The organism is Glycomyces paridis (genome assembly GCF_004912155.1).
Classification (GTDB): domain Bacteria; phylum Actinomycetota; class Actinomycetes; order Mycobacteriales; family Micromonosporaceae; genus Glycomyces; species Glycomyces paridis.
In genome coordinates this window covers 1-26,330 of the sequence record NZ_STGX01000015.1, presented here as the reverse complement: position 1 = coordinate 26,330, position 26,330 = coordinate 1, and the positions used below count along the sequence as shown (strand labels likewise).

The following is a 26,330-nucleotide window of genomic DNA, read 5'->3' as shown; positions in this document are numbered from 1 at the left end:
TCCTGGTCGGCGGTCACGGGCGTTCCTCGTCGGCGAGGGCCTGGAGGCAGGCGACGGTCTCCTTGACCAGTTCGGGCGGTTCGAGGACGAGCACGTCGGGGCCGAAGGAGGCGAGCCAGGCCGCGGTCTGGGCGGTGTCGGTGTAGGAGAAGCGGGCCTCGTCGCCTTCGGGGGTGCGCGGGCCGATCTGGTCGACGCGGCGGCGCACGCCCCAGGCGCGTTTGGGCCGGACGACGATCCTGGCGCGGGAGGGGATCTGGGGGGTCTCGGACGCGGACGCGAAGGCGAGCACGTCGACGCCCTCGGGGATCGTGTAGGCGCCTTCGGGGCCGGTGAGGCGGACCTTGCCGGGGATGCGCGAGAGCCGGAAGCAGCGCTGCGCGCCCCGGTCGAGGTCGAGTCCGGCGACGTACCAGCGGCCGCGCCAGGCCGCGCAGCCCCAGGGCTGGAGGCGGCGCTGCTGGGCGGTCTCGTCACGCGCGCCGAGGTACTCGAAGACGACGGCGCGGCGGGAGGCGACCGCTTCGAGGAACGGCGCCAGCGCGGTCTCGGCGCCGGGCAGGGCCTTGATGGGGGTGGCGGCGGCGTGCGACTCGACGTCGATCCCGGCGGCGCGGAGTTTGCGCAGGGCCTCGGCGGAGCCCGACTGAAGGTCGGGCTGCTGCCACAGGCGGGCGGCGGCGGCGACGGCGGCGGCCTCGGCGTCGGTGAACTCGATCTGCGGGAGCTCGAAGTCGGAGCGGGCGATCCGGTAGCCCGGTTCGCCGTCGCCGAGGAAGTCGACGCCGGACTGGAGGGGGATGCCGATGCGGCGCAGTTCTGACTTGTCGCGCTCGAACTTGCGCTGGAAGGCGTCGTGGGCCTTCTTGTCGTCGAGATCGTGCTCGTATCCGGGGACGATCCTGGCGATGCGCCCGGCGGTCTGGAAGCGCCGCGAGGACAGCAGGCAGAGGACCAGGTTCACCAGTCGTTCAGTGCGATCGTTGGACACCCGCCCAGCCTATGCCCTGGCGGAGGCGGGCCGCCATCACGCCCGGCCCGGCGTGCGGGGGCTTCGCGAGGCGTCCACGGCTCCGGCTGGGCCGCTTTGATACTGTCCGGTCGTGATCAGATGGCGATACGGGACCGTGACCGGCGTGCGCGGCGGCTGGCGCGGGTGCACCGAGCTGGACGTGGACGTGGAGGCCCGCGAGGGCGAGGACGGGTTCTCGTGCCGGGGCTTGGCCTACGACGAGCTCGTGGGGGTCCCCGAGGCCGGGGACCGGGTGCTCCTCAACTGCAACGCCATCGCCAAGGGTCTGGGCACGGGCGGGTACGCGCTGGTCGTGGCGGTGCCCGACCGGCTCCCCGCGGACGTGGAGGGGCCCGGGCACATCGTCAAGGCCCGGTACACGCCCATGCAGGCGATGCGCCTGGCCGTGGACGAGGACGACTCGCCGTACCGCGCGGCCGTGGAGGGCTGCGAGGACCTCGGCGGGATGCCGGTGGTGGTCGCGGACCTGCACTCGGCGCTCGCGCCGGTGCTCGCGGGCGTCCACGCGACGGCGCCGGGCGCGAAGGTCGCGTACGTGATGACCGACGGCGGCTCGCTGCCGGCGTGGTTCTCGCGCCAGCTCGACCAGCTGTCGGACCGGCTGTGCACCGTGGTGACGGCGGGGCAGTGCTTCGGCGGGGACCTGGAGGCGACAAACGTGCACAACGCGCTCATCGCGGCCCGGGTCGTCGGCGGGGCGGACATCGCGATCGTCGCGCAGGGCCCGGGGAACCTGGGGACCGGCACGGTGTGGGGTTTCTCGGGGACGGCCGCGGGCGAGGCGGTCAACGCCGCCGCGGTGCTCGGCGGCCGGCCGGTGGCGTCGCTGCGGATCTCCGAGGGCGACGCGCGCGAACGCCACCGGGGCGTGTCGCACCATTCGATGACGGCGTACGGCAAGGTCGCCCTCGCGGGCGCCGACGTGCCGGTGCCCGACGAGCTCCCCGCCGACCTGGAGCCGAAGATCCGCACCCAGCTCGCCGAACTGCCCGAACGCCACCGCCAGGTCACCGTCGACTGCTCGGGCCTGGCCGAGGCCATGCTCGACCTGCCGGTCAAACTGTCCACCATGGGCAGAGGCCTTGACCGCGACCGCGTCTACTTCGTGGCCGCCGCAGCCGCGGGCAGGCACGCCGCCCACATCGCCGCCCACCGCGACTGACCGCCTTCAGCTCCCCTTCAGGAACCACGCGCTAGCGTCGAAACTGGGGGCCCTCTCCCGGCGCCGAGGCGCTCCTTTCGGATGCGCCCAAACCGGTTGCGCCCGGTCTCGCCAGCACCGCACCGTCTTCAGCTCCGCTTCAGGTTCCTTGCGCTAGCGTCGAAACCGGGGGCCCTCTCCCGGCGCCGAGGCGCTCCTTTCGGATTCGCCCAAACCGGTTGCGCCCGGTCTCGCCAGAACCGCACCGTCTTCAGCTCCGCTTCAGGTACCTTGCGCTAGCGTCGAAACCGGGGGCCCTTACCCAGCACCGAGGCGCTCCTCTGCTGCGCCCGAACCGCTCTCGCTTGCGCTGCGCCGCCTTCAGTTCCGCTTCAGGTTCTCCGCGCTACGGTCGAAATCGGGGGCCTTCCCCAGGGTCCGTTCGGACGCTCGACATGCCCTGGGAACAGCGGAACGCCCGCGCCGGAGCGCGGGCGTTCCTCGTGTTCAGTCGGCTAGAGCACGAACAGGACCACGATCCAGGCGCCGGCGACCGCCGCCAGGGCGAGGGCGAGGACCCAGGTCGGGACCGTGTACTCGCCGCGGCGGTTGCGGGCGATCTCCTCGCGGATGCGGGTGGTGCGCCGCTCGTAGGCGGCGACCGGGTCGAGGGAGCCGAGGCGGCTCGCCCGGCCGGGTGCCGACCGGTCGGCGGGGCGCTCCGGTTCGGCGCGTTCGCGTTGCTCGGTCACGGCGCGGCTCACATGCTGGCGATGAGCTTGTCGACGCGCTCGTCGCGCGAGCGGAACGGGTCCTTGCACAGCACCGTGCGCTGGGCCTGGTCGTTGAGCTTGAGATGCACCCAGTCCACGGTGAAGTCGCGGCGCTTCTCCTGCGCCTTGCGGATGAACTCGCCGCGCAGGCGCGCGCGCGTGGTCTGCGGCGGCACCTCCTTGGCCTCGAACACCTCGACGTCATGGGTGATCCGCTCGGCCTCGCCGCGCTTCTCCATGAGGTGGTGGAGCCCGCGGCCGCGCCGGATGTCGTGGTAGGCAAGGTCGAGCTGGGCGACCCGCGGGCTCGACAGCGCCAGGCCGCGCTTCTCGCGGTAGCGCTCGATGAGCTTGTACTTCGCGACCCAGTCGATCTCGCGCGAGACCGAGTCGAGGTCCTCCGATTCGACGGCCTGGAGGACCCGGCCCCACAGGTCGATGACGCGCTTGGTGTTCGCGTCGGCGCCGCGCTGGTCGACGAAGTCGATCGCCTTCTCGAGGTACTCGCGCTGGATGTCGAGCGCGGAGGCCTCGCGGCCGCTCGCCAGGCGCACCAGGCGCTTGCCGGTGGTGTCGTGGCTGATCTCGCGGATGGCCCGGATCGGGTTCTCCAAAGTGAGGTCGCGCATCGTCACGCCGGTCTCGATCATCCGCAGCACCAGGTCGGCCGAGCCGACCTTGAGCATCGTGGTGACCTCGTTGATGTTGGAGTCGCCGACGATGACATGCAGGCGCCGGTAGCGCTCGGCGTCGGCATGCGGCTCGTCGCGGGTGTTGATGATCGGGCGCGACCGCGTGGTCGCCGAGGAGACGCCCTCCCAGATGTGCTCGGCGCGCTGGGAGAGGCAGAAGCGGGCGCCGCGGGGGGTCTGGAGGACCTTGCCGGCGCCGCAGATGAGCTGGCGGGTGACCAGGAACGGGATGAGGACCTCGGCGAGGCGCCCGAACTCGCCGTGGCGGCTGACGAGGTAGTTCTCGTGGCAGCCATAGGAGTTCCCGGCCGAGTCGGTGTTGTTCTTGAACAGGTAGATGTCCCCGGCGATGCCCTCGTCGTGGAGTCGCTTCTCCGCGTCGATCATGAGGCCTTCGAGGATGCGCTCGCCGGCGCGGTCGTGCTTGACGAGGTCGTCGACCGAGTCGCACTCGGGAGTGGCGTACTCGGGGTGGGAGCCCACGTCGAGGTAGAGGCGGGCGCCGTTGCGGAGGAACACGTTGGAGGAGCGGCCCCAGGAGACCACACGCCTGAAGAGGTAGCGGGCCACTTCGTCCGGGGACAGGCGGCGCTGTCCCCTGAAGGTGCAAGTGACCCCGTATTCGGTCTCCAGTCCGAAAATGCGCCTGTCCATGTCGAAACCCTACCCCGATTCGGTTGAGGAGAACACCCCTCGCGGTCGAACGGTTCCGTACCGCGACGGGCACTATGGAGATTGTTCGGATTGCGGCGGTTCGGTTCGGCTTGGCCGGACACCGCCGTCACGGTCCGTCCACTTGAGTGGGACGGTCCGTTCGCGATGGAGCGTCGTCGATCGCGCCTCGGGTGCGCGCCGGTCCCGTGCCGGGCGGGCCCCGCTAATGCGAGAGCCGCCCGGCCTCGGTGCTCGGCGCCGGTCAGGACTCGTCGGTGTCGGTGGTCGCGTCGCCTTCGGCGGCGCCGTCGTCGGTGTCGGATTCGGACTCGGTCTGCGCCAGCAGCGCGTCGAGGGCCAGGCCCTCGATGCGGCGGAAGGCGCGGCCCGGGCGGGCGCGTTCGAGGACGGCGATCTCCAGGACGTCCTTCGTCAGCTCGCGGCGGGTGCCGTTGCCGCCGTCCGAGGACAGGGCCCGCAGCGCCAGCGCGAACGCGTCGGCGAGCGGGGCCGCGAAGTCGTGGCCCTCGGCGAGGACCTCCTTGAGTCGGTCGGCGTCGCCGCCCATGGCGAGGTAACCGGGTTCGTCGTTGATGGAGCCGTCGAAGGTGAGCCGGTAGAACTCGTCGGCTTCGGGGGCGGCCCCCACGCCGGTGACGCACAGTTCGACTTCGAGCGGCTTGGTCTGCTCCGGGAACATCGCGCCGAGGGTCTGGGCGTAGGCCTTGGCCAGGCCCAGCGCGGTGACGTCGCGGCGGTCGTAGGAGTAGCCGCGCAGGTCGGCGAGGCGGACGCCCGCGGAGCGGAGGTTCTCGAACTCGTTGTACTTGCCGACGGCGAGGAAGCCGATGCGGTCGTAGAGCTCGTGGACCTTGTGCAGCGTCGAGGACACGTTCTCGGCCACCATGAGGACCCCGTCGGCGCATGAGAGCGCCACGACGTTGCGGCCGCGGGAGATGTTCTTGCGGGCGAACTCGGCCCGGTCCCGCATGATCTGTTCGGGACTGGTGTAGAACTGCATGGCCATGTCAGGCTCCTCTCCTTATCCGTAGGGGTTCTCGGTGCGCGCGGCGATGACCGCGCGGGCGACGTCGGCGACGGCGGCCTCGTCGATCCGCTTGGAGCCCTCGGCGGTGGCGGTCATGACCACCGGGTAGAGGTCGCGGGTCGGGTCGGGTCCGCCGGTGGCGGAGTCGTCGTCGGCGGCGTCGTAAAGCGCCTCGACGGCGGCGGCGACGGCCTCGTCGGTGGAGATGCCGCGCCGGTAGCGCTTTTTCAGGGAGCTCTTCGCGAAGATCGAGCCCGAGCCGATGGAGTCGAAGTCGCGTTCGGCGTAGATGCCGCCGACGACGTCGTAGCTGTAGATGCGTCCGGCTTCGGCGGGTGTGGCGGCGTCGATGTCGAACCCTGCGAACAGGGGGACGACGGCGAGGCCCTGGAGGGCGATGCCGAGGTTGCCGCGCAGCATGGTGGCGAGGCGGTTGGCCTTGCCGTTCAAGGTGAGCGGGGCGCCCTCGATCTTCTCGTAGTGTTCGAGTTCGAGCTGGTAGAGCTTGACCAGTTCGAGGCCGAGTCCGGCCGTGCCCGCGATGCCGACGAGCGAGTAGCCGTCGGCGGGGAAGACCTTCTCGATGTCACGGCTGGAGATGTAGTTGCCCATGGTGGCGCGCCGGTCGCCGGCCATGACGACGCCGTCTGCGGTGCGCAGGGCGACGATGGTGGTGGCGTGGGCGCTGATCTCGGCGTAGTCGCCGGGGGGCAGGGGTCTGCGCCCCGGCAGCAGTTCCGGTGCCACCTGCGAGAGGAACTCCGAGAAGGAGGAGGTTCCAGCCGTCATATACGCGTTGGGCAGTTTGCCTGGGAATCCTTGACCTGTCACGACATGACCTCCCTATTTCTCACTATTCAGAAAGTGCGGATCGCCGCTGGGGGCCCTGGCACCGCCGCTAGGGGTGCGGGGCCGACGGTGGGGGCAAGGCCCCCGATGCGCCTGTACGACGTCGCACCAGGTGGCCCTGTCACCGGCAGGGGGCCTTTGTTACTGGCCGCCCTTTTGCACGAACGAGCGGACGAATTCCTCGGAGTTGGTCTCCAGGACCTCGTCGATCTCGTCGAGCAGGTCGTCGACTTCTTCGGTGATCGCTTCGTGGCGTTCGGCGATCTCGGGGTCTACAGCGGCCTCGGTGGTCTCGGCGTCTGCTTCCTGCCGTGACCGCTGCGACTGCGACTGCCCGCCGGAGTCCTTCGCTGCCATAGCCGTTCCCTTCTACCCTTGGTGCCTAAACCGTACCGCGAGAGTACGACAAGACGCCAGATACGACGCTTCGCCGCCGTGCATTATTCCCGCGGCCGGTACGTGCCGCCTCAGTCGGCGGTGATGACGTCGAGGAGGTCCTTGGCCGCGGCGCAGCGTTCGAACAGCTCCCCCACATGGGCTTTGGTGCCCTTTTCGGGCTCCATCATGGGCACTCGCACGAGCGAGTCGGCGCCCACGTCGAAGATGACCGAGTCCCATGAGGCCGCGACGACCTCGGAGGGGTAGCGCGCCAGGCACCGACCGCGGAAGAACGCGCGGGTGTCGGCGGGCGGCTCGGTCATGGCGTCGATGATCTCGGTGTCGGTGAGCAGGCGCTTCATCTTGCCGCGGGCGACGAGGCGGTGGTAGAGGCCCTTCTCGGGACGCACGTCGTGGTACTGGAGGTCGATGGCCTGGAGTTTGGCGGCGCCCCAGTCGAGGTTCTCGCGTTCGCGGTAGCGCTCCAGGAGGGAGAGCTTGGCGGGCCAGTCGAGCATGTCGGCCAGTTCCATCGGGTCGCGGGCGAGCGCGTCGAGGACGTACGCCCACTGGTCGAGAACCTCGCGGGTGTCGGGGTCGGCGTCGGGTCCGCAGTAGGCCTCGGCCTGTTCGAGGATGGCCTGCTGGAGTTCGACGGCGGTGAGGCGCTTGCCGTTGCGCAGTTCGATCTTGTGCCGCAGGGTCGGGTCGTGGCTGACGGCGCGGAGTTCGGCGACGGGTTCGGCGATTGCCAGGGAGCCGTCGAAGGCGCCGGACTCGATCATGGCGAGCACGATGGAGGCGGTGCCGACCTTGAGGAAGGTGGCCCATTCGGCGAGGTTGGCGTCGCCGATGATGACGTGGAGGCGCCGGTAGCGCTCGGCGTCGGCGTGGGGTTCGTCGCGGGTGTTGATGATGGGGCGTTTGAGCGTGGTCTCAAGGCCCACTTCGACTTCGAAGAAGTCGGCGCGCTGGGAGATCTGGAAGCGGTGCTCGGAGGCGTCCTGGCCGATGCCGATGCGCCCGGCGCCGGCGTAGACCTGTCGGGTGACCAGGAACGGCGTGAAGTGGGCGACGATGTCGGCGAAGGGCGTCTGGCGCGACATGAGGTAGTTCTCGTGCGCGCCGTAGGAGGCGCCCTTGTTGTCGGTGTTGTTCTTGTAGAGGTTGATCGGTCCGATGCCGGGCGTGTGGGCGGCGCGCAGGGCGGCCTCGGCCATGGTCATCTCGCCGGCCTTGTCGAACAGGACGATCTCGCGGGGGTTGGTGACCTCGGGGGTGGAGTACTCGGGGTGCGCGTGGTCGACGTAGAGGCGGGCGCCGTTGGTGAGGATGACGTTGGCGAGCCCGGAGTCCTCGTCGGCGAGGTTCTCGGCGGGGTCGTAGAGGGCCCCGGTGTAGGTGAAGCCGCGCGCGTCGCGAAGGGGGGTCTCCTCCTCGTAGTCCCACCTGGCGCGGCCGCCTTTGGAGAGCTCGGGGCGCGCGGCGTAGGCGTTGACGATCTGGGAGGAGGTCACCATCGGGTTGGCCCCCGGCTGGCCCGGCACGGAGATCCCGTATTCGATCTCGGTGCCCATAATGCGGCGTACGGTCATGGTTTCGAGCCTAGTCCCTTCTGGCGATCGCCCGCCCCCTCCGAACGCAGCGGTTCGGATTTCCCGCCGGTGGTCGGCCAGCGTCCTGACGTGCGCCGGTTACCCGGTCGGACCGGGGCCGACACCCGCCGGGAGGGACGGGACCGGCCGACGGGCGTGCCCGTCGGCCGGTCGGCGATGGTGTGTGGGGCCGGCCGCGGGGTGCGCCCGCGGCCGGCGTCGTTACAGGTACTGGCCGGTGTTCGACACGGTGTCGATGCTGCGGCCGGAGTCGGAGCCCTTGCCGGAGACGAGCGTGCGGATGTAGACGATCCGCTCGCCCTTCTTGCCGGAGATCCGGGCCCAGTCGTCGGGGTTGGTGGTGTTGGGCAGGTCCTCGTTCTCGCGGAACTCGTCCACTGTGGAGTCGATGAGGTGGCTCAGGCGGATGCCCTTGGACTGGTGGGTGAGGAAGTCCTTGATGGCCATCTTCTTGGCGCGCGCGACGATGTTCTCGATCATGGCGCCGGAGTTGAAGTCCTTGAAGTACAGGACCTCCTTGTCGCCGTCGGCGTAGGTGACCTCCAGGAACCGGTTCTCGTCCACTTCGGAGTACATGCGCTCGACCACGGCCTGGATCATCGACAGCACGGTGGCGTCGCGGTCCTTGTCGTGCTCGGCGAGGTCGTCGTCGTGCAGCGGCAGGCCGGTGGTGATGTACTTCGAGAAGATGTCCTTGGCCGATTCGGCGTCGGGCCGCTCGATCTTGATCTTGACGTCGAGGCGGCCGGGCCGCAGGATCGCCGGGTCGATCATGTCCTCGCGGTTGGAGGCGCCGATGACGATGACGTTCTCCAGGCCCTCCACGCCGTCGATCTCCGACAGCAGCTGGGGGACGATCGTGTTCTCGACGTCGGAGGACACGCCCGATCCGCGGGTGCGGAAGATCGAGTCCATCTCGTCGAAGAAGACGATGACGGGCATGCCCTCGCTGGCCTTCTCGCGCGCCCGCTGGAAGACCAGGCGGATGTGCCGCTCGGTCTCGCCGACGTACTTGTTGAGCAGCTCGGGGCCCTTGATGTTGAGGAAGTAGGAGCGCCCGGAGGCCTCCTCGCCGCGCCGCTCGGCGACCTTCTTGGCCAGCGAGTTGGCGACGGCCTTGGCGATGAGCGTCTTGCCGCAGCCGGGCGGGCCGTAGAGCAGGATGCCCTTGGGCGGTCGCAGCTCGTGCTCACGGAAGAGGTCGGCGTGCAGGAACGGCAGCTCGACGGCGTCGCGGATCATCTCGATCTGGCCGTCGAGGCCGCCGATGTCGTAGTAGTCGACGTCGGGGACCTCTTCGAGGACGAGCTCTTCGACCTCGCTCTTCTGGATGCGCTCGTAGGCGTAGCCCGCGCGCGGCTCGATCATGACCGAGTCGCCCGCCCGCAGGGGCCCGTTGATGAGCGCCTCGGAGAGGAGGACGACCCGCTCCTCGTCGGCGTGGCTGGTCACCAGGGCCCGGTCGGGCGGTCCCCCGCCGGGGACCTCGATGAGCTCCTTGAGCGTCACCACTTCGCCGATGCGCTCGTAGTCGAGCACCTCGACGACGTTCATCGCGTCGTTGAGCAGGACCTCCTGGCCCCGTTCGAGCTCGTCTGCGTCGATCGACGGCGCGAGCGAGACGCGGAACTTCCGGCCGGAGGTGAAGACGTCGACGGTGCCGTCCTCGCGGGCGCCCAGGAACACGCCGTAACCAGACGGCGGCTGCGCGAGCCGGTCGATCTCCTCCTTGAGCGAGACGATCTGCTCGCGTGCCTCCTTGAGGGTGGACACGAGCCGCTCGTTCTGCTCCGAGAGGCGGTCGACCTGACTCTGGGCGGCGGTGAGCCGCTCCTCCAGAATGTGCAGGTGTCGGGGAGTTTCGGTGAGTCGGCGTCGTGCCGCGGCCAGTTCTTCCTGGAGCTCTTCGACCTGTCCTGACAGTTCGTCTTGCTCTGAGCCCTGGCCCAGGTTCTGTCGACGGTCATCGTTGCTTCGTGCCACGGGTCACACCTCCCGAGAGAGATCTCGTACTCCAACCGTAGCTGGCTGGGGAGGCCAATAGTAAGGCTCGCCACCGACATTGCGCTACATTCTTGCGGCGATCTAATCTGGTCGACATGGCCGAGAAACGTGAACTCGAAGTGTCGATCGATCAGGACGCCTGCACCGGCGACGGCCTGTGCGTGCAGTACGCACCGACGATTTTCGAGTTCGACATCGACGGGCTCGCATACGTCAAGGACACCGACGGCGAGCTGTTGACTACGGCCGGTTCGCAAATCGCGGTGCCCGACCACCTGCGGATCGACATCGTCAACGCCGCCCACGACTGCCCGGGCGAGTGCATCTACGTCCGCGACCGCGCCGACAAGACCCCCGTCGCCGGACCCGGGGCGGACGACTGACCGAACGGACGAGGGCGGGGCGCGCCGATACGCGTCCCGCCCTGATCCGTTTCGCCACTGGGAGAGTCGTGAATCCGACTCAGAACGTAACCGAACTGTTACGCTTCGTCCGCGCCGGACGGGCCCGGCGCGCCGTCCCCGGCGAGGCGGGCCTCCGCCTCGGCCGCGGCCTCGGCGGCGATCCGCTCCTTGCGCTCGCGCAGGGCCTGCTGTCCCTTGGAGGGCTTGAGCTTCCGCGCCGGAGCGACCGTGCCGGGCGCGAGCTTGCGGGCGGTGATGAGGAACGCGGTGTGGGCGATCATCCGGTGATCGGGCCGCACCGCCAGGCCCTCCAGGTGCCAGCCGCGGATGAGCGACTCCCACGCCTCGGGCTCGGTGAAGGTCTTGCGCTCGCGCAGCGCCTCGACGAGCTCCGACATCTGCGTGGTGGTGGCGACGTAGCCGACGAAGACCCCGCCGGGGCGCAGGATGCGCTCCACAGTGTCCAGGACCTCCCAGGGCGAGAGCATGTCGAGCACGACCCGGTCCACCGGTTCGAGGGCGGCCTCGGCCACGTCCCCGACGGTGAGCGTCCAGTGCCCGGGCACCTCGCCGTAGTAGCCAGCGACGTTCTCCTGCGCGATCTTCGCGAAGTCCTCGCGCAGCTCCCAGGAGTAGACGTGCCCGGTCGGGCCGGTCGCGCGCAGCAGCCAGTTCGTCAGCGCCCCCGACCCGGCCCCGGCCTCCACGACCCGCGAGCCGGGGTAGATGTCGCCGAAGGTGAGGATCTGGGCGATGTCCTTGGGGTAGATGACCTGGGCGCCCCGGCGCATCGACAGGCCGTAGTCGGGCAGGAGCGGCCGCAGCGCCAGGTAGGCGGTGCCGCCCTCGGTGGTCACCGTGACGCCGTCGGGCCGGCCGATGAGGTCGTCGTGGAACAGGCGGCCCCGGTGGGTGTGGAACGCGCCGCCCTCCGCGAGGGTGATCGTGGCCTTGCGGGCCTTCGCGTCGGTCAGCTGGACGCGGTCGCCCGGCTTGAGCAGGTCGGATTCCACAGGTCGATTCTCCTTCGATTTGACCGGAGCATCTTAGCGGAGCGCCTTGACCACGTCGGCGGTGTAGAGCAGGCCTGTCAGGCGGCCCTCATCGACCACGAAGTACCGCTCGGCGCCGCTGCGGCCGATCGCGTCCACGAGGTCCTGGCCCCTGAGGGCGCCCTGGAGGGCCGGGATCTGGCGGGCCGAGCGCAGCAGCCCGGCCAGCGGCATCGCATCGACCTGGTCGGCGGGGACGGCCTCGGCCGCGGGCCGGTCGAGCACGCCGACAGGCACGTCGCTGACGGCCACGACCTCGCGTCCGGCGGCGGTCCGCAGCGCCTCGCCGAGCGTGGCGCCCGCCGGGACCTGCACGACCGGGCGGGCCAGCGCCGCGGCGTCGAGGGCCTTGACGCGCGGGCCCATGCGGGCGGCGCGGATCGCGGCGGTGGCCCCGCGCCACAGTTCGAAGGCGACGAAGACGAGCAGGACCAGGCCGAACGGGGAGAACCAGTCGGCGGCGAAGAGCCACAGCCCGCCCGCCACGGTGGCGACGGCGACGACGCGTCCGGCCCAGCCGGCGAAGCGGTAGCCGGTCCACCGGTCGCCGGTGGCGGCCCAGATGCCGGCCTGGAGGGCCTTGCCGCCGTCCAGGGGCAGGCCCGGGAGGAGGTTGTAGACGGCGACGAGGAGGTTGGCGACGCAGATCTGGAAGGACAGCTGCCACGGCAGCGAGCCCGGGTCGGTGACGAGGAGGCCGAGGACGCCCAGGCCGCCGAGGGCGGCCGAGACGGCGGGTCCGGCCAGCGCGATGGCGGCGGCGGTGCCAGGCCTGGGGGCTTCGCGGTCCATCTCGGTGAAGCCGCCGAGGGCGTCGAGGTTGATGCGGCGCACGCCGATGCCGGCGCGGAGGCTGACGAGGGCGTGGCCGAGTTCGTGGAGGAAGACCGAGAGCAGGAGCGTGACGGCGAAGAGGACGGAGACGGCGAGGGAGGCGGCGGCGCTGATGCCGGGAACCGAGCGCTGCACGATCGGGGCGTAGACGACCACGACCACGGCCGCGAGCAGGAGCCAGGTGTAGCCGAGGGTGACGGGTATGCCTCTGAAGCGCAGGAGTGTGAAGCCGCTGCTGCGGAAGGCCCGGACGTTTGTGGTCGACATCGGCGGCAATGCTACGCGAGCGGGCGGGTGCGGTGGTGCCGGCGAGCGGCGTGGCCGGTCAGGCGGGGCGGACGCGGAAGGCGTGGGTGTTGTAGGGGAGGGTGAAGGTCTCCTTGCCGGCGAGGTCGGGGTGGTGGTCGAGGACGTCGGTGACGTCGCGGTCGATGCGGCGGCGCAGGGCGTCGTCGGCGGTGAGGTAGTAGGAGCGGGAGTGGACCAGGCGCAGGACGCCGGCGCGGTCGATGGCGCGTTCGTGGCGGAAGACGCGGTGCTCGGGTTCGGCGAAGAGGTCGCCGAAGTAGCCGGGGTCGGTGGCGGCGACGGCGTCGCGCTCGCCTTGGGAGGCGTCGATGGAGGCCCAGACGGCGGTGACCCAGGGGGTGTCGGCGTCGCGGAGGTTCCAGATGGGGGCGAGGACGCCGCCGGGGCGCAGGACGCGGCGCAGTTCGGGGAGGGCCTTGGGGCGGTCGAACCAGTGGAAGGCCTGTCCGGCGGTGAGGACGTCGGCGGAGGCGTCGGGCAGGGGCAGGGCCTCGGCGGTGCCTTCGAGGCCGGCGACGAGTCCGGTGGTGGCGGCGGTGAGCTTGGCGAGCATCTGCGGGTCGGGTTCGACGGCGGTGACGCGATGGCCGGCGGCGATGAGGCCGCGGGTGAGCAGGCCGGTGCCGGCGCCGATGTCGACGACGTCCTTGGGGGCGTCGCCGGCGAGCCAGGCGAGCGCTTCGGCGGGGTAGGTGGGGCGGGCGGCGTCGTAGAGGTCGGCGGCCTGGCCGAAGGAGCGGGAGGGTCGGTTCGCTTCGATGCTCATGGTTTTACAGTACATTCGTTATGTTTGTTGGTCGAGGCGCCCGCAGGCCATGTCGCACCCCGCCTTTATGCTCGGGGGATGTCGAACGCCACCCGACCGACGCAGCTGTCGCCTTCGCGCGCCGGGGATTTCAAGCAGTGCCCGCTGCTGTACCGCTTCCGCGCGGTCGACCGCCTCCCCGAGCCGCCCTCGCGCGCGCAGGTGCAGGGCACGCTCGTGCACTCGGTGCTCGAACGCCTCTACGAGGTCGACGCGGGCAAGCGCACACCGACCCAGGCGCTGGCGATGATCGAGCCGGAGTGGTCGAAGCTCAACGCCTCCCAGGAGTACTCGGAGCTGTTCGACGGGCTCGACGACGAGGCGGGCTGGCTGCGCGGGGTGCGGCGCCTGGTCGAGACGTACTTCGCGATGGAGGACCCCCGGCGCCTCCAGCCGCACCGCACCGAGTGCCTGGTGACGACCACGCTCGACGACGGCACGCAGCTCAAGGGCTTCATCGACCGCGCCGACGTCAACGCCGACGGCCTGGTGCGGCTGGTGGACTACAAGACCGGGAAGCGCCCGCCTGAGCGGTTCGCGGACAAGGCGCTGTTCCAGATGAAGTTCTACGCTCTGGTGTGGTGGCGCACCAGGGGCACCGTGCCGACCCTGCTGCGGCTGATGTACCTCGGCGACGGCCAGATGCTCGACTACTCCCCCGACGAGAGGGAGCTCGCCTCGTTCGAGCGCACGCTCAAGACGCTGTGGGCGGCGATGCGCGAGGCCATCGCCACCGGCGAGTTCCGGGCGCAGAAGTCGAAGCTGTGCGGCTGGTGCGCCCACCAGAAGATCTGCCCCGAGTTCGGGGGCGAGCCGCCGGCGTACCCGCTGACGACGGTCCTTCCAGGACTTGAGATGCCTCCTACCTGAGGCGGACGCGCGGATCGTCCTCTCGCTCGATGATTCGGGCGTGCCCTGCGGATACGGTGGTGTGCGTGCAATCCGCCTCCGCCCTCAGCCGCTGCCGCCTCTGGCTCCACGACCGGCCCTTCACGGCCGACTGCCTCCTGGCGGTGGCCCTCGCGGTCGGCTACACGGGGTTCTTCGCCGCGATGGCGGACCTGACGCCCGAGTTCGACCTCGACTGGCCGCGGTCGCTGATCATCATGGCGCCCTTCGCGGTCATCGCGCTGCGCCGCAGGGCGCTGTGGGCGGGCGTGGCGCTGGGCGTCGCGATCATGGCCGTGGCGGTGTTCTGGGAGCCCGCGCAGGTCATGGGCGCCGACAGCGGCATCGGCTTTTTCGTCCTGACGTACACCGCGGCGGCCTGGCGGAGCCTCAGGGAGGCGCTGCTGGTGGCGGCGGCTATCTGGTCGCCGGTCGCGGTCGTCATCTACACCGGCGTCGGCAGCGGCATCGACCACGTCACCGCGACGATCCTGGTCATGGTCAACCTGGTCATGGCCGCGACGGTGTTCTGGATCGGCTGGGTGGTGCGCAACCGGCGCGAGAAGGTCGAGGAGCTGTCGGAGCGGGCCCGGTTCGCCGAGGAGCGCCAGGAGGCGCTCGCGGCGCAGGCCGTGGCCGACGAGCAGCGGCGCATCGCCCGCGAACTGCACGACGTCGTGGCCCACCACATCTCGGTCATCGGGGTGATGTCCGAGGGGGCCAAGCGGGTCCTGCGCACCGACCCCGACGCGGCCGAGGAGGCGCTGGCGACGGTGAACCAGACCGCGCGCACGGCGCTGCGCGAGATGCGCGACATCCTCACCGTGCTACGCCAGGGCCACGACGAGGCCGGCGCCGCCGACCTCGAACCGCAGCCCACGGTCGACTCCCTGCGGGCGCTCGTGGCGCAGACCAAGGACGCCGGGCTGCCGGTGCGCTACACCGTCCGCGGCCAGGAGTACCCGCTGCCGACCGGCGTGAGCCTGGCGGTCTTCCGGATCGCCCAGGAGGCGCTGACGAACACCATCAAGCACGCCGGTCCGCAGGCCAGGGCCGGCGTCGTGGTCGACTACGGCGAGACCGAGTTCCGCATCTCGGTCGGCGACTCGGGGACCGGCGCGCCGGTCGTCGCCGGGTTCTCCGGCGGGCACGGCCTCATCGGCATGCGCGAGCGCGCCACGCTGTACGGCGGCACCCTCGAATCCGGGCCCCGGCCCGGCGGCGGCTACCTCGTCGAGGCCCGCTTCCCCAAGAACGCGCACCTCCAGGGAGTCACCCGATGAACGACGACAGGCCGATCCGACTGCTCCTCGCCGACGACCAGCAGCTCCTGCGCGCCGGGTTCAAGATGGTGCTCGGCGCCGAGAGCGACATCGACATCGTCGGCGAGGCCGGCGACGGCGTCGAGGCCTTCGACCTGACGCGCCGCCTCGTCCCCGACGTGGTCCTCATGGACATCCGGATGCCCCGCCGCGACGGGGTGGCCGCGACCGCCGACATCGTGGGCGCCTCGCTGCCGACCCGCGTCCTCGTCCTCACCACGTTCGACCTCGACGAGTACGTGGTCGGGGCGCTGCGGGCGGGTGCGGCCGGGTTCCTCACCAAGGACGCGCCCGCCGCCGACCTCGTCGACGCGATCCGCACCGTCCACCGCGGCGGCGCCGTCGTCGCCCCGCACATCCTCTCGACCCTGCTGGGCCGCTTCGCCGCCCATCGCGGCGCCGACGGCGACCGCCGCCCGGCGATCCTCGACGCCCTCACCGCCCGCGAGCGCGAGGTCCTGCTGCTCCTGGCGAAGGGCCTGACGAACGCCGAGATCGCCGACTCCCTCACCGTCGGGGAGACCACCGTCAAGACCCACGTCGGCCACCTGCTCACCAAGCTCGGCGTCCGCGACCGCGTCCAGGCGGTGGTCCTGGCCTACGAGAGCGGCCTCGTCAAGCCCGGGGACGGCGAGGGCAAGGGCCGGTAGAGGGCGGCGGTCCTCCCCCGCGGGGTGGTACCGCGGTACCGGCGCCTCCGACTTCAGACGTAGAAGAAGACCGTTCTCCAAGCGGATGCGCCCCGTCGCGGGCGAGAATATCGTCGAATACGGTCACTCGGCACACGACGTCAAATGACATCAGCTATGATGTCATTATCTGGCGCTTCGACGTCATGAACCGGCACCACTCATACCATCAGCGTTCCCGGGCGGCGTCCCGCGGAACCCGGAACACCGAATCCCTCGGCACACCGACACCTTCACCGAAAGCGAGAGCGTCGTGTCCACCGCATCCCCCGTCAAGACCACAGCCGTAGCGGCCCAAGGCGTCTGGAAGGCCTACGGGTCGGGCGAGGCCCAAGTCGTGGCCCTGCGAGACGTCTCCGTGGAGTTCGCCTCCGGCGCCTTCACCGCCATCATGGGCCCTTCGGGCTCGGGCAAGTCCACGCTCATGCACTGCCTCGCCGGGCTCGACACCACCGACCGCGGCACGGTCACCATCGGGGACGCCACCGTCAGCGGTCTGGGCGACAAGGCCCTGACCAAGCTCCGCCGCGACAAGATCGGCTTCATCTTCCAGCAGTTCAACCTCCTGCCGCCCCTGACCGCCGAGGAGAACATCACCCTCCCGGCCGCCATCGCCGGCACCAAAGCCGACCCCGACTGGATCAAGCAGATCATCCACACCCTCGACCTCGCCGACCGGCTCTCGCACAAGCCGACCGAGCTGTCGGGCGGCCAGCAGCAGCGCGTCGCCTGCGCCCGCGCCCTCGCCACCCGCCCCGAAGTGGTCTTCGCCGACGAGCCCACCGGCAACCTCGACACCCGCTCGGGCGCCGAGGTGCTGCGCTTCCTGCGCAAGTCCGTGGACGACTTCGGCCAGACCATCGTCATGGTCACCCACGACCCGGGAGCGGCCGCCTACGCCGACCGCGTGGTCTTCCTGGCCGACGGCCAGATCGTCGAGGACATGAACGACCCGACCGCCGACTCCGTCATCGACAAGATGAAGCACTTCGAAGAGCTCGTCGCGGCCGCCCGGGACCAGGAAGAGGCCGCCTAGCCATGCTGCGCGCCACCTTCAAGGGCATGGCCAGCCGCAAGGCCCGCCTCGTCCTCACCAGCCTCGCCGTCGTGCTCGGCACGATGTTCGTCGCCGCGGCCATGATCCTCACCGCGACCATGGAGAAGTCCGTCACCGGCGTCATCGCCGACGCCTTCACCGGCGTCGACGCCGTCGTCACCTCCGCCGAGGACCCGGCCGCCGCGCAGGGCAACACGCCCGCCGCGACCCTCATCCCCGCCGCCGTCCTCGACACCGTCCGCGGCGTCGACGGCGTCGAGGCCGCCGACGGCGACGTCTCCGGCCAGGTCAACGCCATCGGCGACGACGGCAAGCTCGTCGGCGCCTTCGCGCCCACCATCGGGTTCAACTGGAACGACCAGAGCACCGGGTACAACGAGATCCGCGAGGGCCGCGGCCCCGAGGCCGAGAACGAGGTCATCGTCTCCGGCCAGTTCGTCACCGACTCCGGCCTCGGCCTCGGCGACACCGTGACCGCCTACTCCTACTCCGCCGACCGCGCCGACTACGAGATCGTCGGCGTCTTCGGGCTCGGCGGCGACCGCGACTCCCTCGCCGGCGAGACCCAGATGGGCTTCACCACGACCGAGGCGCAGCGCCTGCTCACCGAGGGCGAGAACGCCTACATGACGATCTACGTCGAAGGCGACGACGTCTCCACCGACGCGATCGCCGACGCCGTCGGCGCCGACTACCGCGTCCAGACCGGGGACGAGGCCAGCGAAGAGGCCGCCGAAGGCTTCGCCGTGGTCGCCGACGTCATGGGCTACATCTTCCTGGGCTTCGGCCTCGTGGCCGTCTTCGTCTCGGTCTTCCTCATCATCAACACCTTCACGATCATCGTCGCCCAGCGCCAGCGGGAGCTCGCGCTCCTGCGCGCCATCGGCGCCGCGAGGGGCCAGGTCGTCGCCTCGGTCCTCGCCGAGGCCGCCGTCATCGGCGTCCTCGCCTCGATCCTCGGACTCGGGCTCGGCGTGCTCCTCGGCTGGGGCCTCGCCTCGCTGGTCAGCTCCACCGCGATGGGCGGCCTGCCCGTCCAGCTCCAGGTCCCGGCGACGGCCCTGTGGGCGCTCGCGGTCGGCATCGGCGTCACCGTGCTCTCCGCGCTCGTCCCCGCCGTCAAGGCCTCGGGCGTCCCGCCGGTCGCCGCCATGCGCGAAGCGGTCAACCCGCCCAAGCCCCTGCGCGGCATCACCATCGCCGGCGCCACCGTCACCGCGGTCGGCGCGGTCCTGGTCGCCCTGGGCCTCACCGACAACCTCGGCGGCCTCGGCCTGACCGGGTTCCTCGCCGGCGTCGGCATCGCCTTCGTGGGCATCACCCTGCTCACGCCGATCCTGTCCAAGCCCCTCGTCGGGCTCCTGGGCGCGGTCATGTCATGGTCGTTCTCCGGGCGCCTCGGCAAGCTCAACGCCGGCCGCAACCCGCGGCGCACCGCGATCACCGCCTCGGCGCTCATGATCGCCGTCGCGCTCGTCACCGGCATCGCCACCCTGGTCTCCAGCTTCAAGGCCACCACCGAGGAGCTGACCGACCAGAACCTCAACTCCGACCTCATCGTCATGGGCCAGCAGGGGGCCAACATCCCCACATTCGCGCCCGAGACGCTCGCGGAGATCAAGGCGCTGCCCGACGTGGCCGCCGTCGGCGACCTCTACGGCGAATTCTTCGGCGCCGAAGTCGACGGCCGACCGACCGCCCTGTTCGCCAGCGAGGACCTCCCGACCAGCCTCGACATCTACAGCGGCACCGTCGCCGAAGGCTCCGTCGCGGACCTCCCCGACGACGGGCTGGTCGTGAACGAGTCGGCCGCCGCCGACCGGGACCTCGCCCTCGGCGACACCGTCCCGGTGACCTTCGCCGACGGCGAGACCGCCGAGCTGCGGATCGCCGCGATCCTCGACGACTCGCTGCTCACCGACGGCTGGTGGGTCGCCCCCGCGCAGATCGAGCACTTCACCGTGCCCAAGCCGATGCAGGCCTACATCCAGGTCGCCGACGGCGCCGACGTCGGCGCGGTCGAAGACCAGGTCGACGACATCCTCGCCGACGAGCCCGAAGTGAGCGTCGCCAACAACGCCGACTTCGTCGACCAGCAGACCAGCCAGCTCGACACGCTCCTGGCGTCGGTGCAGGTCCTGCTCGCGCTGGCGATCATCATCGCGATCATCGGCGTCGTCAACACGCTGGTCCTGTCGGTCCTCGAACGCACCAGGGAGCTGGGGCTCCTGCGGGCGATCGGCATGACCCGCGGCCAGGCCCGGCGCATGATCACCGTCGAGTCGGTCATCATCTGCCTGTTCGGCGCCGTCCTGGGCATCGCCGTCGGCATCGGACTGGGCTGGACCGTCCAGCAGGCGCTCGAAGAGGAGGGCCTGACGAGCTTCGCGCTCCCCTGGGGCCTCATCGTCGGGTACCTGGTCGCGGCCGTCGCGGTGGGCCTGCTCGCCGCGATCGCCCCCGCGGCGCGGGCGGCGAAGCTCAACGTGCTCAACGCCATCGCCTATGAATAGAGCTTGATTCTCAAGGAAACCAGGTAGAGGGGCGGCGCCGCAGGCGCCGCCCCTCCCGTCTGCCCGGAGCCGCCGAAGGACGGAGGAGCCGCGGGCGGCGGCTCGGTCGAACGGCCGAGGCCCGTGCCGGTCCTCCGCCCCGGGGATGACGTTCTTTCCGGCCCGCGGGCCGAAGCGGGTGCGCCCTGATCTCAATAGCCTTGTGGCAACAGGAAAGACACCCGATCAGGAAGGCCTCCCCGTGCCACTCGCAACTCCCCCCGCCCCGCACCTGACCCGCACGCGAGCCGCCGTCACCGCGACCGGCCTCTGGCGGGCCTACGGCTCCGGCGAGGCCCAGGTGGTCGCCCTCCGCGACGTCTCCGTGGAGTTCGCCTCCGGCGCCTTCACCGCCATCATGGGCCCTTCCGGCTCGGGCAAGTCGACGCTCATGCACTGCCTCGCCGGGCTCGACACCACCGACCGCGGCACCGTCAACATCGGCGACGCCACGATCACCGGGCTCGGCGACAAGGCCCTGACGCGCCTGCGCCGCGACAAGATCGGCTTCATCTTCCAGCAGTTCAACCTCCTGCCGACCCTCACCGCCGAAGAGAACATCCAGCTTCCCGCCTCCATCGCCGGCGCCAAGGCCGACCCCGAGTGGCTGCGCCGCGTCATCGACACCCTCGACCTGCGCGACCGCCTGACGCACAAGCCCACCGAGCTCTCGGGCGGCCAGCAGCAGCGCGTCGCCTGCGCCCGCGCCCTCGCCACCCGGCCCGAGGTCGTCTTCGCCGACGAGCCCACCGGCAACCTCGACACCCGATCCAGCGGTGAGGTGCTGCGCTTCCTGCGCAAGTCCGTGGACGACTTCGGGCAGACCATCGTCATGGTCACCCACGACCCCAGCGCCGCCGCGTACGCCGACCGCGTGGTCTTCCTGGCCGACGGCCAGATCGTCCACGACCTGCGCGAACCCACCGCCGACACCGTCATCGACACCATGCGCGGCTTCGAGAACCGCGTCCCGCTCGCCGGAGAGGCCCGCTAGCAGATGCTCCGCGCCGCACTCAAGGGCATGGCGGCCCGCAAGGCCCGCCTGGCCCTCACCAGCATCGCCGTCGTCCTCGGCGCCGCGTTCATCGCCGCCGCCCTGGTCCTCACCGCCTCCATCCAATCCACCGTCGCCGACCTCAACGGCGACTCCTACACCGGCGCCGACGTCATCGTCCAACCCGTCGAACCCGAGACCTCCGCCGAACGGCACGTGCGCGACGGCGTCGCCGCCTCCACCCTCGCAGCGATCGAGGCCGACGAGGACGTCGCCGCCGTCAGCACCACCGTCACCTGGATGGTCAACGCCATCGGCGACGACGGCAAGATCGTCGGCGGCCTCTCCCCCACCCTCGCCATCAACTGGGGAGACGAGTCCGTCGAACGCGAACTGCGCGAAGGCCGCGGCCCCGAGGCCGACGGCGAAGTCGCCGTCTCCGCCCAGTTCGCCGCCGACGCCGGCCTGGGCCTCGGCGACGACGTCACCGCCTACTCCCTCTCCAGCGACAAGACCGCCTACGAGATCGTCGGCGTCTACGGCTACGCCGGCGGACGCGACTCACTCTCGGGCGCCACCGAGCTCGCCTTCACCACCCCCGACGCCCAGCGGCTCGTCTTCGACGGCCAAGACGTCTACACCGCCGTCGCCGTCACCGCCGCCGAAGGCGTCGACGCCGACACGCTCCTCGCCGCAATCGGCGACGACCTCGGACCGGAGTCCCAGGCCATGACCTGGGACGACTACATCGCCGAGGCGAACGCCGAGAACGCCAAGGCCACGAGCATCGTCGGGTACTTCCTCCTCGGCTTCGGACTCATCGCCGTGTTCGTCTCGGTCTTCCTCATCGCCAACACCTTCACGATCGTCATCGCCGGGCGCCTCAAGGAGATCGCGATGATGCGCGCCATCGGCGCCTCCCGCGGCCAGATCATCCGCTCGGTCCTGACCGAGGCGGTCCTGCTCGGCACCGGCGCCTCCATCGTCGGCACCGGCCTCGGCATCGCCGCCGGCGCCGGACTGACCTCCCTGGTCGCCGACAACCTGCTCGACACCGCGACCACGAACGTCACCGTCCCGCTCTCCGCACCGCTCGCGGCCCTGGCCGTCGGCATCGGCGTCACGGTCCTCTCGGCCCTCGTCCCGGCCATGCGGGCCTCCCGCATCCCGCCGGTCGAGGCCATGCGCGAAGCGGTCAAGTCCGACAAGCCGATCGTCGCGCTCACCGTCACCGGCGCACTGGTCACCCTCGCGGGCGCCGCGGCGATCGCCTTGGGCCTCAACGGGGTCTTCGACGGCGACCGTACGAACCTCGTCGCGACCGCCGCCGGCGCAGGCGTCGTGTTCATCGGCGTCTCGCTGCTCACCGCATGGCTGTCCAAGCCGGTCGTGTCCCTCCTGGGCACCGTCTGGGCCTGGTCCTTCGCCGGGCGGCTCGGGCGCCTCAACGCCTCCCGCAACCCGCGCCGCACCGCCGTCACCGCCGCCGCGCTCATGATCGGCGTGACCCTCGTGACCGCCACCGCGACCCTGCTCACCAGCGTCAAGGAGAGCCTGAACGCGCAGTTCGAGTCCACGGTGAAGGCCGAGCTGTTCATCACCGGCCCGCTCACCTCCACCGTCCCGGCGACCTTCGACCCGGCCCTCATGGACGAGGTCCGCGCCGTCGACGGCGTCGGCACCGCGGTCGAGCTCTACCGCGACATCACCCTCATCGACGGCACCGAGCAGTCCGTGTACGCCAGCACCGACCTGTTCGGCGCGGTCGACCAGTTCGGCGGCGAGGTAGTCGAAGGCTCGATGGACGACGTCGGCGACGGCGAGATCGCCGTCAACCAGTGGTCGGCCGACCAGCTCGGCGTCGGCGTCGGCGACACGGTCGCGGCGACCTTCAGCCGCGGCGAGGAGGCGCACGAATTCACCCTCGCGGCGATCCTCGCCGACAACGAGGAGTCCGACGGCTGGTACGTCACCACCGCCTACACCGACGAGTTCTACACGCCCAAGCCGACACTGGCGCTGGTCGACGTCGCCGACGGCGCCGACGTGGAGGCCGTCACCGGCGACCTCGAAACGCTCCTCGCAGGCGAGCCCGAGGTCAGCGTCCAGAACCACGAGGACTACCTGGCGCAGCTGACGGTGTTCTTCGACTACGCCATCATCGCGATCCAGCTGCTCCTGGCGCTGGCGATGATCGTCGCGGTCATCGGCGTGATCAACACGCTGGTCCTGTCGGTCCTCGAACGCACCCGCGAGCTCGGGATGCTCAGGGCGATCGGCATGACCCGCGGCCAGAGCACCCGCATGGTCACCGTCGAGAGCGTCACGATCGCCCTGTTCGGCGCCCTCCTCGGCATCGGCACGGGCCTGGGCCTCGGCTGGGTCCTTCAGCTGGCGCTCGCGGACTCCGGCATCGGCGAGTTCGCGGTCCCGACCGCGCTCATCGCGGCCTACCTGGGCGCGGCCGTCCTCGTCGGACTCCTCGCGGCCATCGCCCCGGCGGTGCGGGCCTCAAAGGTGAACATCCTCGGCGCGATCTCCTACGAGTAATCGCGGACAGCACTGAGGGGCGGACCGTTCGGTCCGCCCCTCTCGCGTGCGCGGTGTCAGGCCGGCGTGCCGAACTTGCCCGACTCCAGCGACTCCATGTCCTCCAACTCGACGCCCTTGGTCTCCTTCACCATCTTGAGGACGAAGAAGAACGAGATGAGCGCGAAGAGGGCGTAGAGCCCGTAGGCGAGGAACAGGCCGGTCCTGGCCAGTTCGGGGAACGTGACGGTGATGAGCCAGTTGCTGATCCACTGGGCGGCGGCGGCCACGCCGAGCGCCGAGGCGCGGATGCGGTTGGAGAACATCTCCCCCAGCAGCACCCAGACCACCGGGCCCCACGTGAAGGCGAAGCCGAACACGAACACGTTCGCCGCGATGAGCGCCACCGTGCCCTCGGCGTCGCCGAGGATCGGGTTGTTGTCGGCGTCGACCGGCGCGGAGGCAAAGATGACCGCCATCGTGCCGAGCGCGACGAACATGATCAGCGAGCCCCACATCAGCAGCTTCTTGCGCCCGACTCGGTCGACCAGGTAGATCGCGAGGATCGTGCCGGCGATGTTGACGACCGAGTTGATGACGCTGGTCAAGAACGCGTCGCTCTCGCTGAACCCGACCGACTGCCACAACGACGTCGAGTAGTAGAAGATGACGTTGATGCCCACGAACTGCTGGAACATCGACAGGAAGATGCCGATCCACACGATCGGCAGCAGGCCCAGGCGCGGGCCGCGCACGTCCGAAATGCGCGGCGGGTGGTCGCTCGTGAGCGTCCGCTGGATCTCGGAGATCCTGGTGTCCACATCGCCGCCGACGTACTTCGTGAGGACCTCCTTGGCCTCCTGGAGACGCTGCTTGGCGACGAGGTAGCGGGGCGATTCGGGGATGTTCAGCGAGAACATGAAGTACACGAACGCCGGAACGGCCGCGGCAGCGAACATCCACCGCCACGCGGTCCCGCCCCAGGGGACTTCGCCGCTCGCGCCCCCGGCCGAGGCCTGGATGCCGTAGTTCACCAGCAGCGCCGCGAAGATGCCGAGCACGATGGCGAACTGCTGGAGCGACCCGAGCCGCCCGCGCAGGTGCGCCGGCGCGATCTCGGCGATGTAGGCGGGCGCGATGACGCTCGCGGCACCGATCGCCAGACCGCCGACCACACGCCAGACGGTCAGGTCGACCGGTCCCGTGGCGAGGGCGCTGCCCAGCGAGGTGATGAAGAAGATGATCGCCGCGAGCATCATGACCTTGGGCCGGCCGAACTTGTTCGCGAGCGAACCGGCGAACCAGGCGCCGACCGCGCAGCCGAGCAGCGCCGAGGAGACGACCACGCCGGTCTCGACCGAGTTGATCCCCCACTGGCTTTCGAGCGCGCCGGTGGTCCCGTTGATCACGGCCGTGTCGTATCCGAACAGGAACCCGCCGAGTGCCGCCGCGATCGACACGAACACCGCCGAAGAAGTGCCCGAATGCGTCTGCGCAGGCAGCAGACCGTCATTGTCCGAAGTCATCGCTCACTCCCCGTAGGCCACTGGGTGCCGGTACCACACGTCCCGAAATCCTAAGCCGCAATAGCCGTGAACATCACGAATTGCCGCAATCCGTAGCTCTACCCGGAAGCAGTGGGAATGAACGCGAAACCGCCCCGAATCAGGCGAGAAGATCGTCGATCCGCACGTCCAGTGCGCGGAGCATCCGTGCGATCGCGAGGTACGTCGCGCCGGTGACCGTCAGCTCGGTCTGCTCGACGGGGCTGAAGCACGCGTCGAGCGCCTCGTCGTCGCGCGGCGCGCCGGCGCCGATGTGCTCGGCGTACCCGAGCACCGCCCGCTGCGGGGCGCTGAAGCAGGAGGCCTCACGCCAGCCGACGATCGACCGCACCTGCTCGGAGTCCAATCCGGACGAGGCCGCCATCGGAAGATGATGGGCCAGTTCGTACTCCGAGCCCTCCAACTGCGCGATGCGACAGATCATCAGCTCGCGCAGCGAACGCGACACCTGGGCGTCGAATCGAAGCGCATGGATGAGGTCCAGGAGCGGCGCCAGCAGGGCCGGAGCGTGCGCGAGTGCCCGGTGCAGATTGATCGGATCCCGCCCGACGGCGGCGAGCCGCCGCGACGCCGAACTAGGAAGGGGCGCAACGGGAATCCGAGAAATCGAACCCGAGTCCATGAAATGTGACCTACCTAACTTGTGACGCACGATACGCATGATCCATCGATGTGGGACAATACTTGTAGGGCATAACCCAGTCAACGAGCCTGCAACGGAGGAGGCCACGTGAGCACATTCTTCAGTGTCGTCGGAGCTATCGGGATCGCGATCGCACTCGTGACCGTCTCGCTACTGACATTCCTGGTGACAGGCGCGATCTTCGGTATCGGAGTCGGCGTGTCGAAGCTCAGAGACGCGCTCTCTACGGCTTCCTGAACCGGACATGCGGAAGGGCCCCCACCATCGGTGGGGGCCCTTCTCTTCAGTTCATGTTTGGCGGTGTCCTGCTCTCCCACACCCTCTCGAGTGCAGTACCATCGGCGCTGGAAGCCGTAACGACCGGGTTCGGAATGGGACCGGGTGTGACACTTCCGCTGTCACCACCAAACCAACCTGCGACCAACACGAACCACACGATCAACAACACACCCCGCAGGGGTGGTGCGATCAAGTCCGGGCGTGTTGCCTCAGAATCGCA

Annotated in this window: 23 protein-coding genes and 1 rRNA gene; 10 read left to right on the top strand and 14 right to left on the bottom strand. The window is 70.1% G+C overall.

Translation table 11 applies throughout. From position 1 onward, the window contains the following. Positions 1–13: 13 nt before the first annotated feature. Positions 14–991 (bottom strand): helix-turn-helix transcriptional regulator, encoded by a 978-nt coding sequence (locus E9998_RS18695; RefSeq protein ID WP_136531219.1) that lies wholly within the window; start codon positions 989–991, stop codon positions 14–16. Positions 992–1,103: 112 nt separating this feature from the next. On the opposite strand from E9998_RS18695, the gene E9998_RS18690 reads away from it, so the two are divergent. Beyond that, the gene (locus E9998_RS18690) at positions 1,104–2,195 is read left to right on the top strand and encodes a DUF3866 family protein (RefSeq protein ID WP_136531218.1); all 1,092 of its coding nucleotides are present in this window, start codon (positions 1,104–1,106) and stop codon (positions 2,193–2,195) included. A gap of 494 nt (positions 2,196–2,689) precedes the next feature. On the opposite strand, the gene E9998_RS18685 is transcribed toward E9998_RS18690, so the two are convergent. From E9998_RS18685 to arc, 7 genes are all read right to left on the bottom strand, one after another. Next, complete coding sequence (locus E9998_RS18685; protein WP_136531217.1) at positions 2,690–2,926, bottom strand: hypothetical protein; 237 nt, start codon at positions 2,924–2,926, stop codon at positions 2,690–2,692. Between the two features lie 8 nt (positions 2,927–2,934). Beyond that, on the bottom strand, positions 2,935–4,293 hold the full coding sequence (gene pafA / locus E9998_RS18680; protein WP_136531216.1) for a Pup--protein ligase: 1,359 nt from the start codon (positions 4,291–4,293) through the stop codon (positions 2,935–2,937). A gap of 262 nt (positions 4,294–4,555) precedes the next feature. Continuing rightward, the gene (gene prcA, locus E9998_RS18675) at positions 4,556–5,320 is read right to left on the bottom strand and encodes a proteasome subunit alpha (RefSeq protein ID WP_136531215.1); all 765 of its coding nucleotides are present in this window, start codon (positions 5,318–5,320) and stop codon (positions 4,556–4,558) included. A 15-nt stretch (positions 5,321–5,335) separates the two neighbouring features. Beyond that, positions 5,336–6,130 (bottom strand): proteasome subunit beta, encoded by a 795-nt coding sequence (prcB, locus tag E9998_RS18670; RefSeq protein ID WP_136531214.1) that lies wholly within the window; start codon positions 6,128–6,130, stop codon positions 5,336–5,338. 201 nt (positions 6,131–6,331) lie between these two features. After that, on the bottom strand, positions 6,332–6,547 hold the full coding sequence (locus E9998_RS18665; RefSeq protein ID WP_091028433.1) for a ubiquitin-like protein Pup: 216 nt from the start codon (positions 6,545–6,547) through the stop codon (positions 6,332–6,334). Positions 6,548–6,657: 110 nt separating this feature from the next. Beyond that, a complete protein-coding gene (dop, locus tag E9998_RS18660; RefSeq protein ID WP_136531213.1) occupies positions 6,658–8,163 on the bottom strand; it encodes a depupylase/deamidase Dop in 1,506 nt (501 codons plus the stop codon). Between the two features lie 222 nt (positions 8,164–8,385). Further along, a complete protein-coding gene (gene arc, locus E9998_RS18655) occupies positions 8,386–10,167 on the bottom strand; it encodes a proteasome ATPase (RefSeq protein ID WP_136531212.1) in 1,782 nt (593 codons plus the stop codon). Between the two features lie 107 nt (positions 10,168–10,274). Here arc and E9998_RS18650 point away from each other — a divergent pair, with 107 nt between their 5' ends. Next, positions 10,275–10,571, top strand: coding sequence for a ferredoxin (locus E9998_RS18650; protein WP_136531335.1), 297 nt, complete (start codon positions 10,275–10,277; stop codon positions 10,569–10,571). Between the two features lie 98 nt (positions 10,572–10,669). Here the strand turns inward: E9998_RS18650 and E9998_RS18645 are convergent, their stop codons facing one another. From E9998_RS18645 to E9998_RS26445, 3 genes are read right to left on the bottom strand one after another with little or no spacing between them, the layout of a single operon-like run. Next, positions 10,670–11,605 carry a tRNA (adenine-N1)-methyltransferase gene (locus tag E9998_RS18645; RefSeq protein ID WP_136531211.1) on the bottom strand — a complete coding sequence of 312 codons (936 nt, stop codon included), beginning with the start codon at positions 11,603–11,605 and terminating at the stop codon, positions 10,670–10,672. A 33-nt stretch (positions 11,606–11,638) separates the two neighbouring features. Then, positions 11,639–12,745 (bottom strand): M50 family metallopeptidase, encoded by a 1,107-nt coding sequence (locus tag E9998_RS18640; protein ID WP_136531210.1) that lies wholly within the window; start codon positions 12,743–12,745, stop codon positions 11,639–11,641. Between the two features lie 58 nt (positions 12,746–12,803). Continuing rightward, the gene (locus E9998_RS26445) at positions 12,804–13,553 is read right to left on the bottom strand and encodes a class I SAM-dependent methyltransferase (RefSeq protein WP_158299875.1); all 750 of its coding nucleotides are present in this window, start codon (positions 13,551–13,553) and stop codon (positions 12,804–12,806) included. 78 nt (positions 13,554–13,631) lie between these two features. On the opposite strand from E9998_RS26445, the gene E9998_RS18630 reads away from it, so the two are divergent. The 7 genes from E9998_RS18630 (at position 13,632) to E9998_RS18600 (ending at position 23,644) form a co-directional block, all read left to right on the top strand. Next, positions 13,632–14,462 carry a RecB family exonuclease gene (locus tag E9998_RS18630; RefSeq protein ID WP_136531208.1) on the top strand — a complete coding sequence of 277 codons (831 nt, stop codon included), beginning with the start codon at positions 13,632–13,634 and terminating at the stop codon, positions 14,460–14,462. A gap of 65 nt (positions 14,463–14,527) precedes the next feature. Continuing rightward, the gene (locus E9998_RS18625) at positions 14,528–15,763 is read left to right on the top strand and encodes a sensor histidine kinase (protein ID WP_158299874.1); all 1,236 of its coding nucleotides are present in this window, start codon (positions 14,528–14,530) and stop codon (positions 15,761–15,763) included. After that, positions 15,760–16,452 (top strand): response regulator, encoded by a 693-nt coding sequence (locus tag E9998_RS18620; RefSeq protein WP_136531206.1) that lies wholly within the window; start codon positions 15,760–15,762, stop codon positions 16,450–16,452. The genes E9998_RS18625 and E9998_RS18620 overlap by 4 nt, the downstream gene beginning before the upstream one ends. Positions 16,453–16,744: 292 nt before the next feature. Further along, positions 16,745–17,527, top strand: a complete 783-nt coding sequence (locus E9998_RS18615) for an ABC transporter ATP-binding protein (RefSeq protein ID WP_136531205.1) — start codon at positions 16,745–16,747, stop codon at positions 17,525–17,527. Between the two features lie 2 nt (positions 17,528–17,529). Next, on the top strand, positions 17,530–20,061 hold the full coding sequence (locus E9998_RS18610) for an ABC transporter permease (protein WP_136531204.1): 2,532 nt from the start codon (positions 17,530–17,532) through the stop codon (positions 20,059–20,061). Between the two features lie 241 nt (positions 20,062–20,302). Further along, the gene (locus E9998_RS18605) at positions 20,303–21,094 is read left to right on the top strand and encodes an ABC transporter ATP-binding protein (RefSeq protein ID WP_240037671.1); all 792 of its coding nucleotides are present in this window, start codon (positions 20,303–20,305) and stop codon (positions 21,092–21,094) included. Positions 21,095–21,097: 3 nt separating this feature from the next. Beyond that, complete coding sequence (locus E9998_RS18600) at positions 21,098–23,644, top strand: ABC transporter permease (RefSeq protein ID WP_136531202.1); 2,547 nt, start codon at positions 21,098–21,100, stop codon at positions 23,642–23,644. A 56-nt stretch (positions 23,645–23,700) separates the two neighbouring features. Here the strand turns inward: E9998_RS18600 and E9998_RS18595 are convergent, their stop codons facing one another. Next, a complete protein-coding gene (locus E9998_RS18595) occupies positions 23,701–25,149 on the bottom strand; it encodes a sugar porter family MFS transporter (protein WP_136531201.1) in 1,449 nt (482 codons plus the stop codon). Between the two features lie 139 nt (positions 25,150–25,288). Beyond that, entirely contained in the window at positions 25,289–25,810 is a 522-nt protein-coding gene (locus tag E9998_RS18590; RefSeq protein WP_158299873.1) for a carboxymuconolactone decarboxylase family protein, read from the bottom strand. 108 nt (positions 25,811–25,918) lie between these two features. Here E9998_RS18590 and E9998_RS25465 point away from each other — a divergent pair, with 108 nt between their 5' ends. After that, a complete protein-coding gene (locus E9998_RS25465) occupies positions 25,919–26,068 on the top strand; it encodes a hypothetical protein (protein WP_158299872.1) in 150 nt (49 codons plus the stop codon). 55 nt (positions 26,069–26,123) lie between these two features. On the opposite strand, the gene rrf is transcribed toward E9998_RS25465, so the two are convergent. Further along, a 5S ribosomal RNA gene (rrf, locus tag E9998_RS18585) occupies positions 26,124–26,240 on the bottom strand. Positions 26,241–26,330 lie beyond the last annotated feature (90 nt).

Coding starts and splice junctions, on each gene's coding strand:
- E9998_RS18590 (WP_158299873.1), bottom strand. CDS start 25,810: ATGGACTCGGGTTCGATTTCTCGGATTCCCGTTGCGCCCCTTCCTAGT.
- E9998_RS18620 (WP_136531206.1), top strand. CDS start 15,760: ATGAACGACGACAGGCCGATCCGACTGCTCCTCGCCGACGACCAGCAG.
- E9998_RS18600 (WP_136531202.1), top strand. CDS start 21,098: ATGCTCCGCGCCGCACTCAAGGGCATGGCGGCCCGCAAGGCCCGCCTG.
- prcA (WP_136531215.1), bottom strand. CDS start 5,320: ATGGCCATGCAGTTCTACACCAGTCCCGAACAGATCATGCGGGACCGG.
- E9998_RS18665 (WP_091028433.1), bottom strand. CDS start 6,547: ATGGCAGCGAAGGACTCCGGCGGGCAGTCGCAGTCGCAGCGGTCACGG.
- prcB (WP_136531214.1), bottom strand. CDS start 6,130: ATGACGGCTGGAACCTCCTCCTTCTCGGAGTTCCTCTCGCAGGTGGCA.
- dop (WP_136531213.1), bottom strand. CDS start 8,163: ATGACCGTACGCCGCATTATGGGCACCGAGATCGAATACGGGATCTCC.
- E9998_RS26445 (WP_158299875.1), bottom strand. CDS start 13,553: ATGAGCATCGAAGCGAACCGACCCTCCCGCTCCTTCGGCCAGGCCGCC.
- E9998_RS18595 (WP_136531201.1), bottom strand. CDS start 25,149: ATGACTTCGGACAATGACGGTCTGCTGCCTGCGCAGACGCATTCGGGC.
- E9998_RS18640 (WP_136531210.1), bottom strand. CDS start 12,745: ATGTCGACCACAAACGTCCGGGCCTTCCGCAGCAGCGGCTTCACACTC.
- pafA (WP_136531216.1), bottom strand. CDS start 4,293: ATGGACAGGCGCATTTTCGGACTGGAGACCGAATACGGGGTCACTTGC.
- E9998_RS18610 (WP_136531204.1), top strand. CDS start 17,530: ATGCTGCGCGCCACCTTCAAGGGCATGGCCAGCCGCAAGGCCCGCCTC.
- E9998_RS18630 (WP_136531208.1), top strand. CDS start 13,632: ATGTCGAACGCCACCCGACCGACGCAGCTGTCGCCTTCGCGCGCCGGG.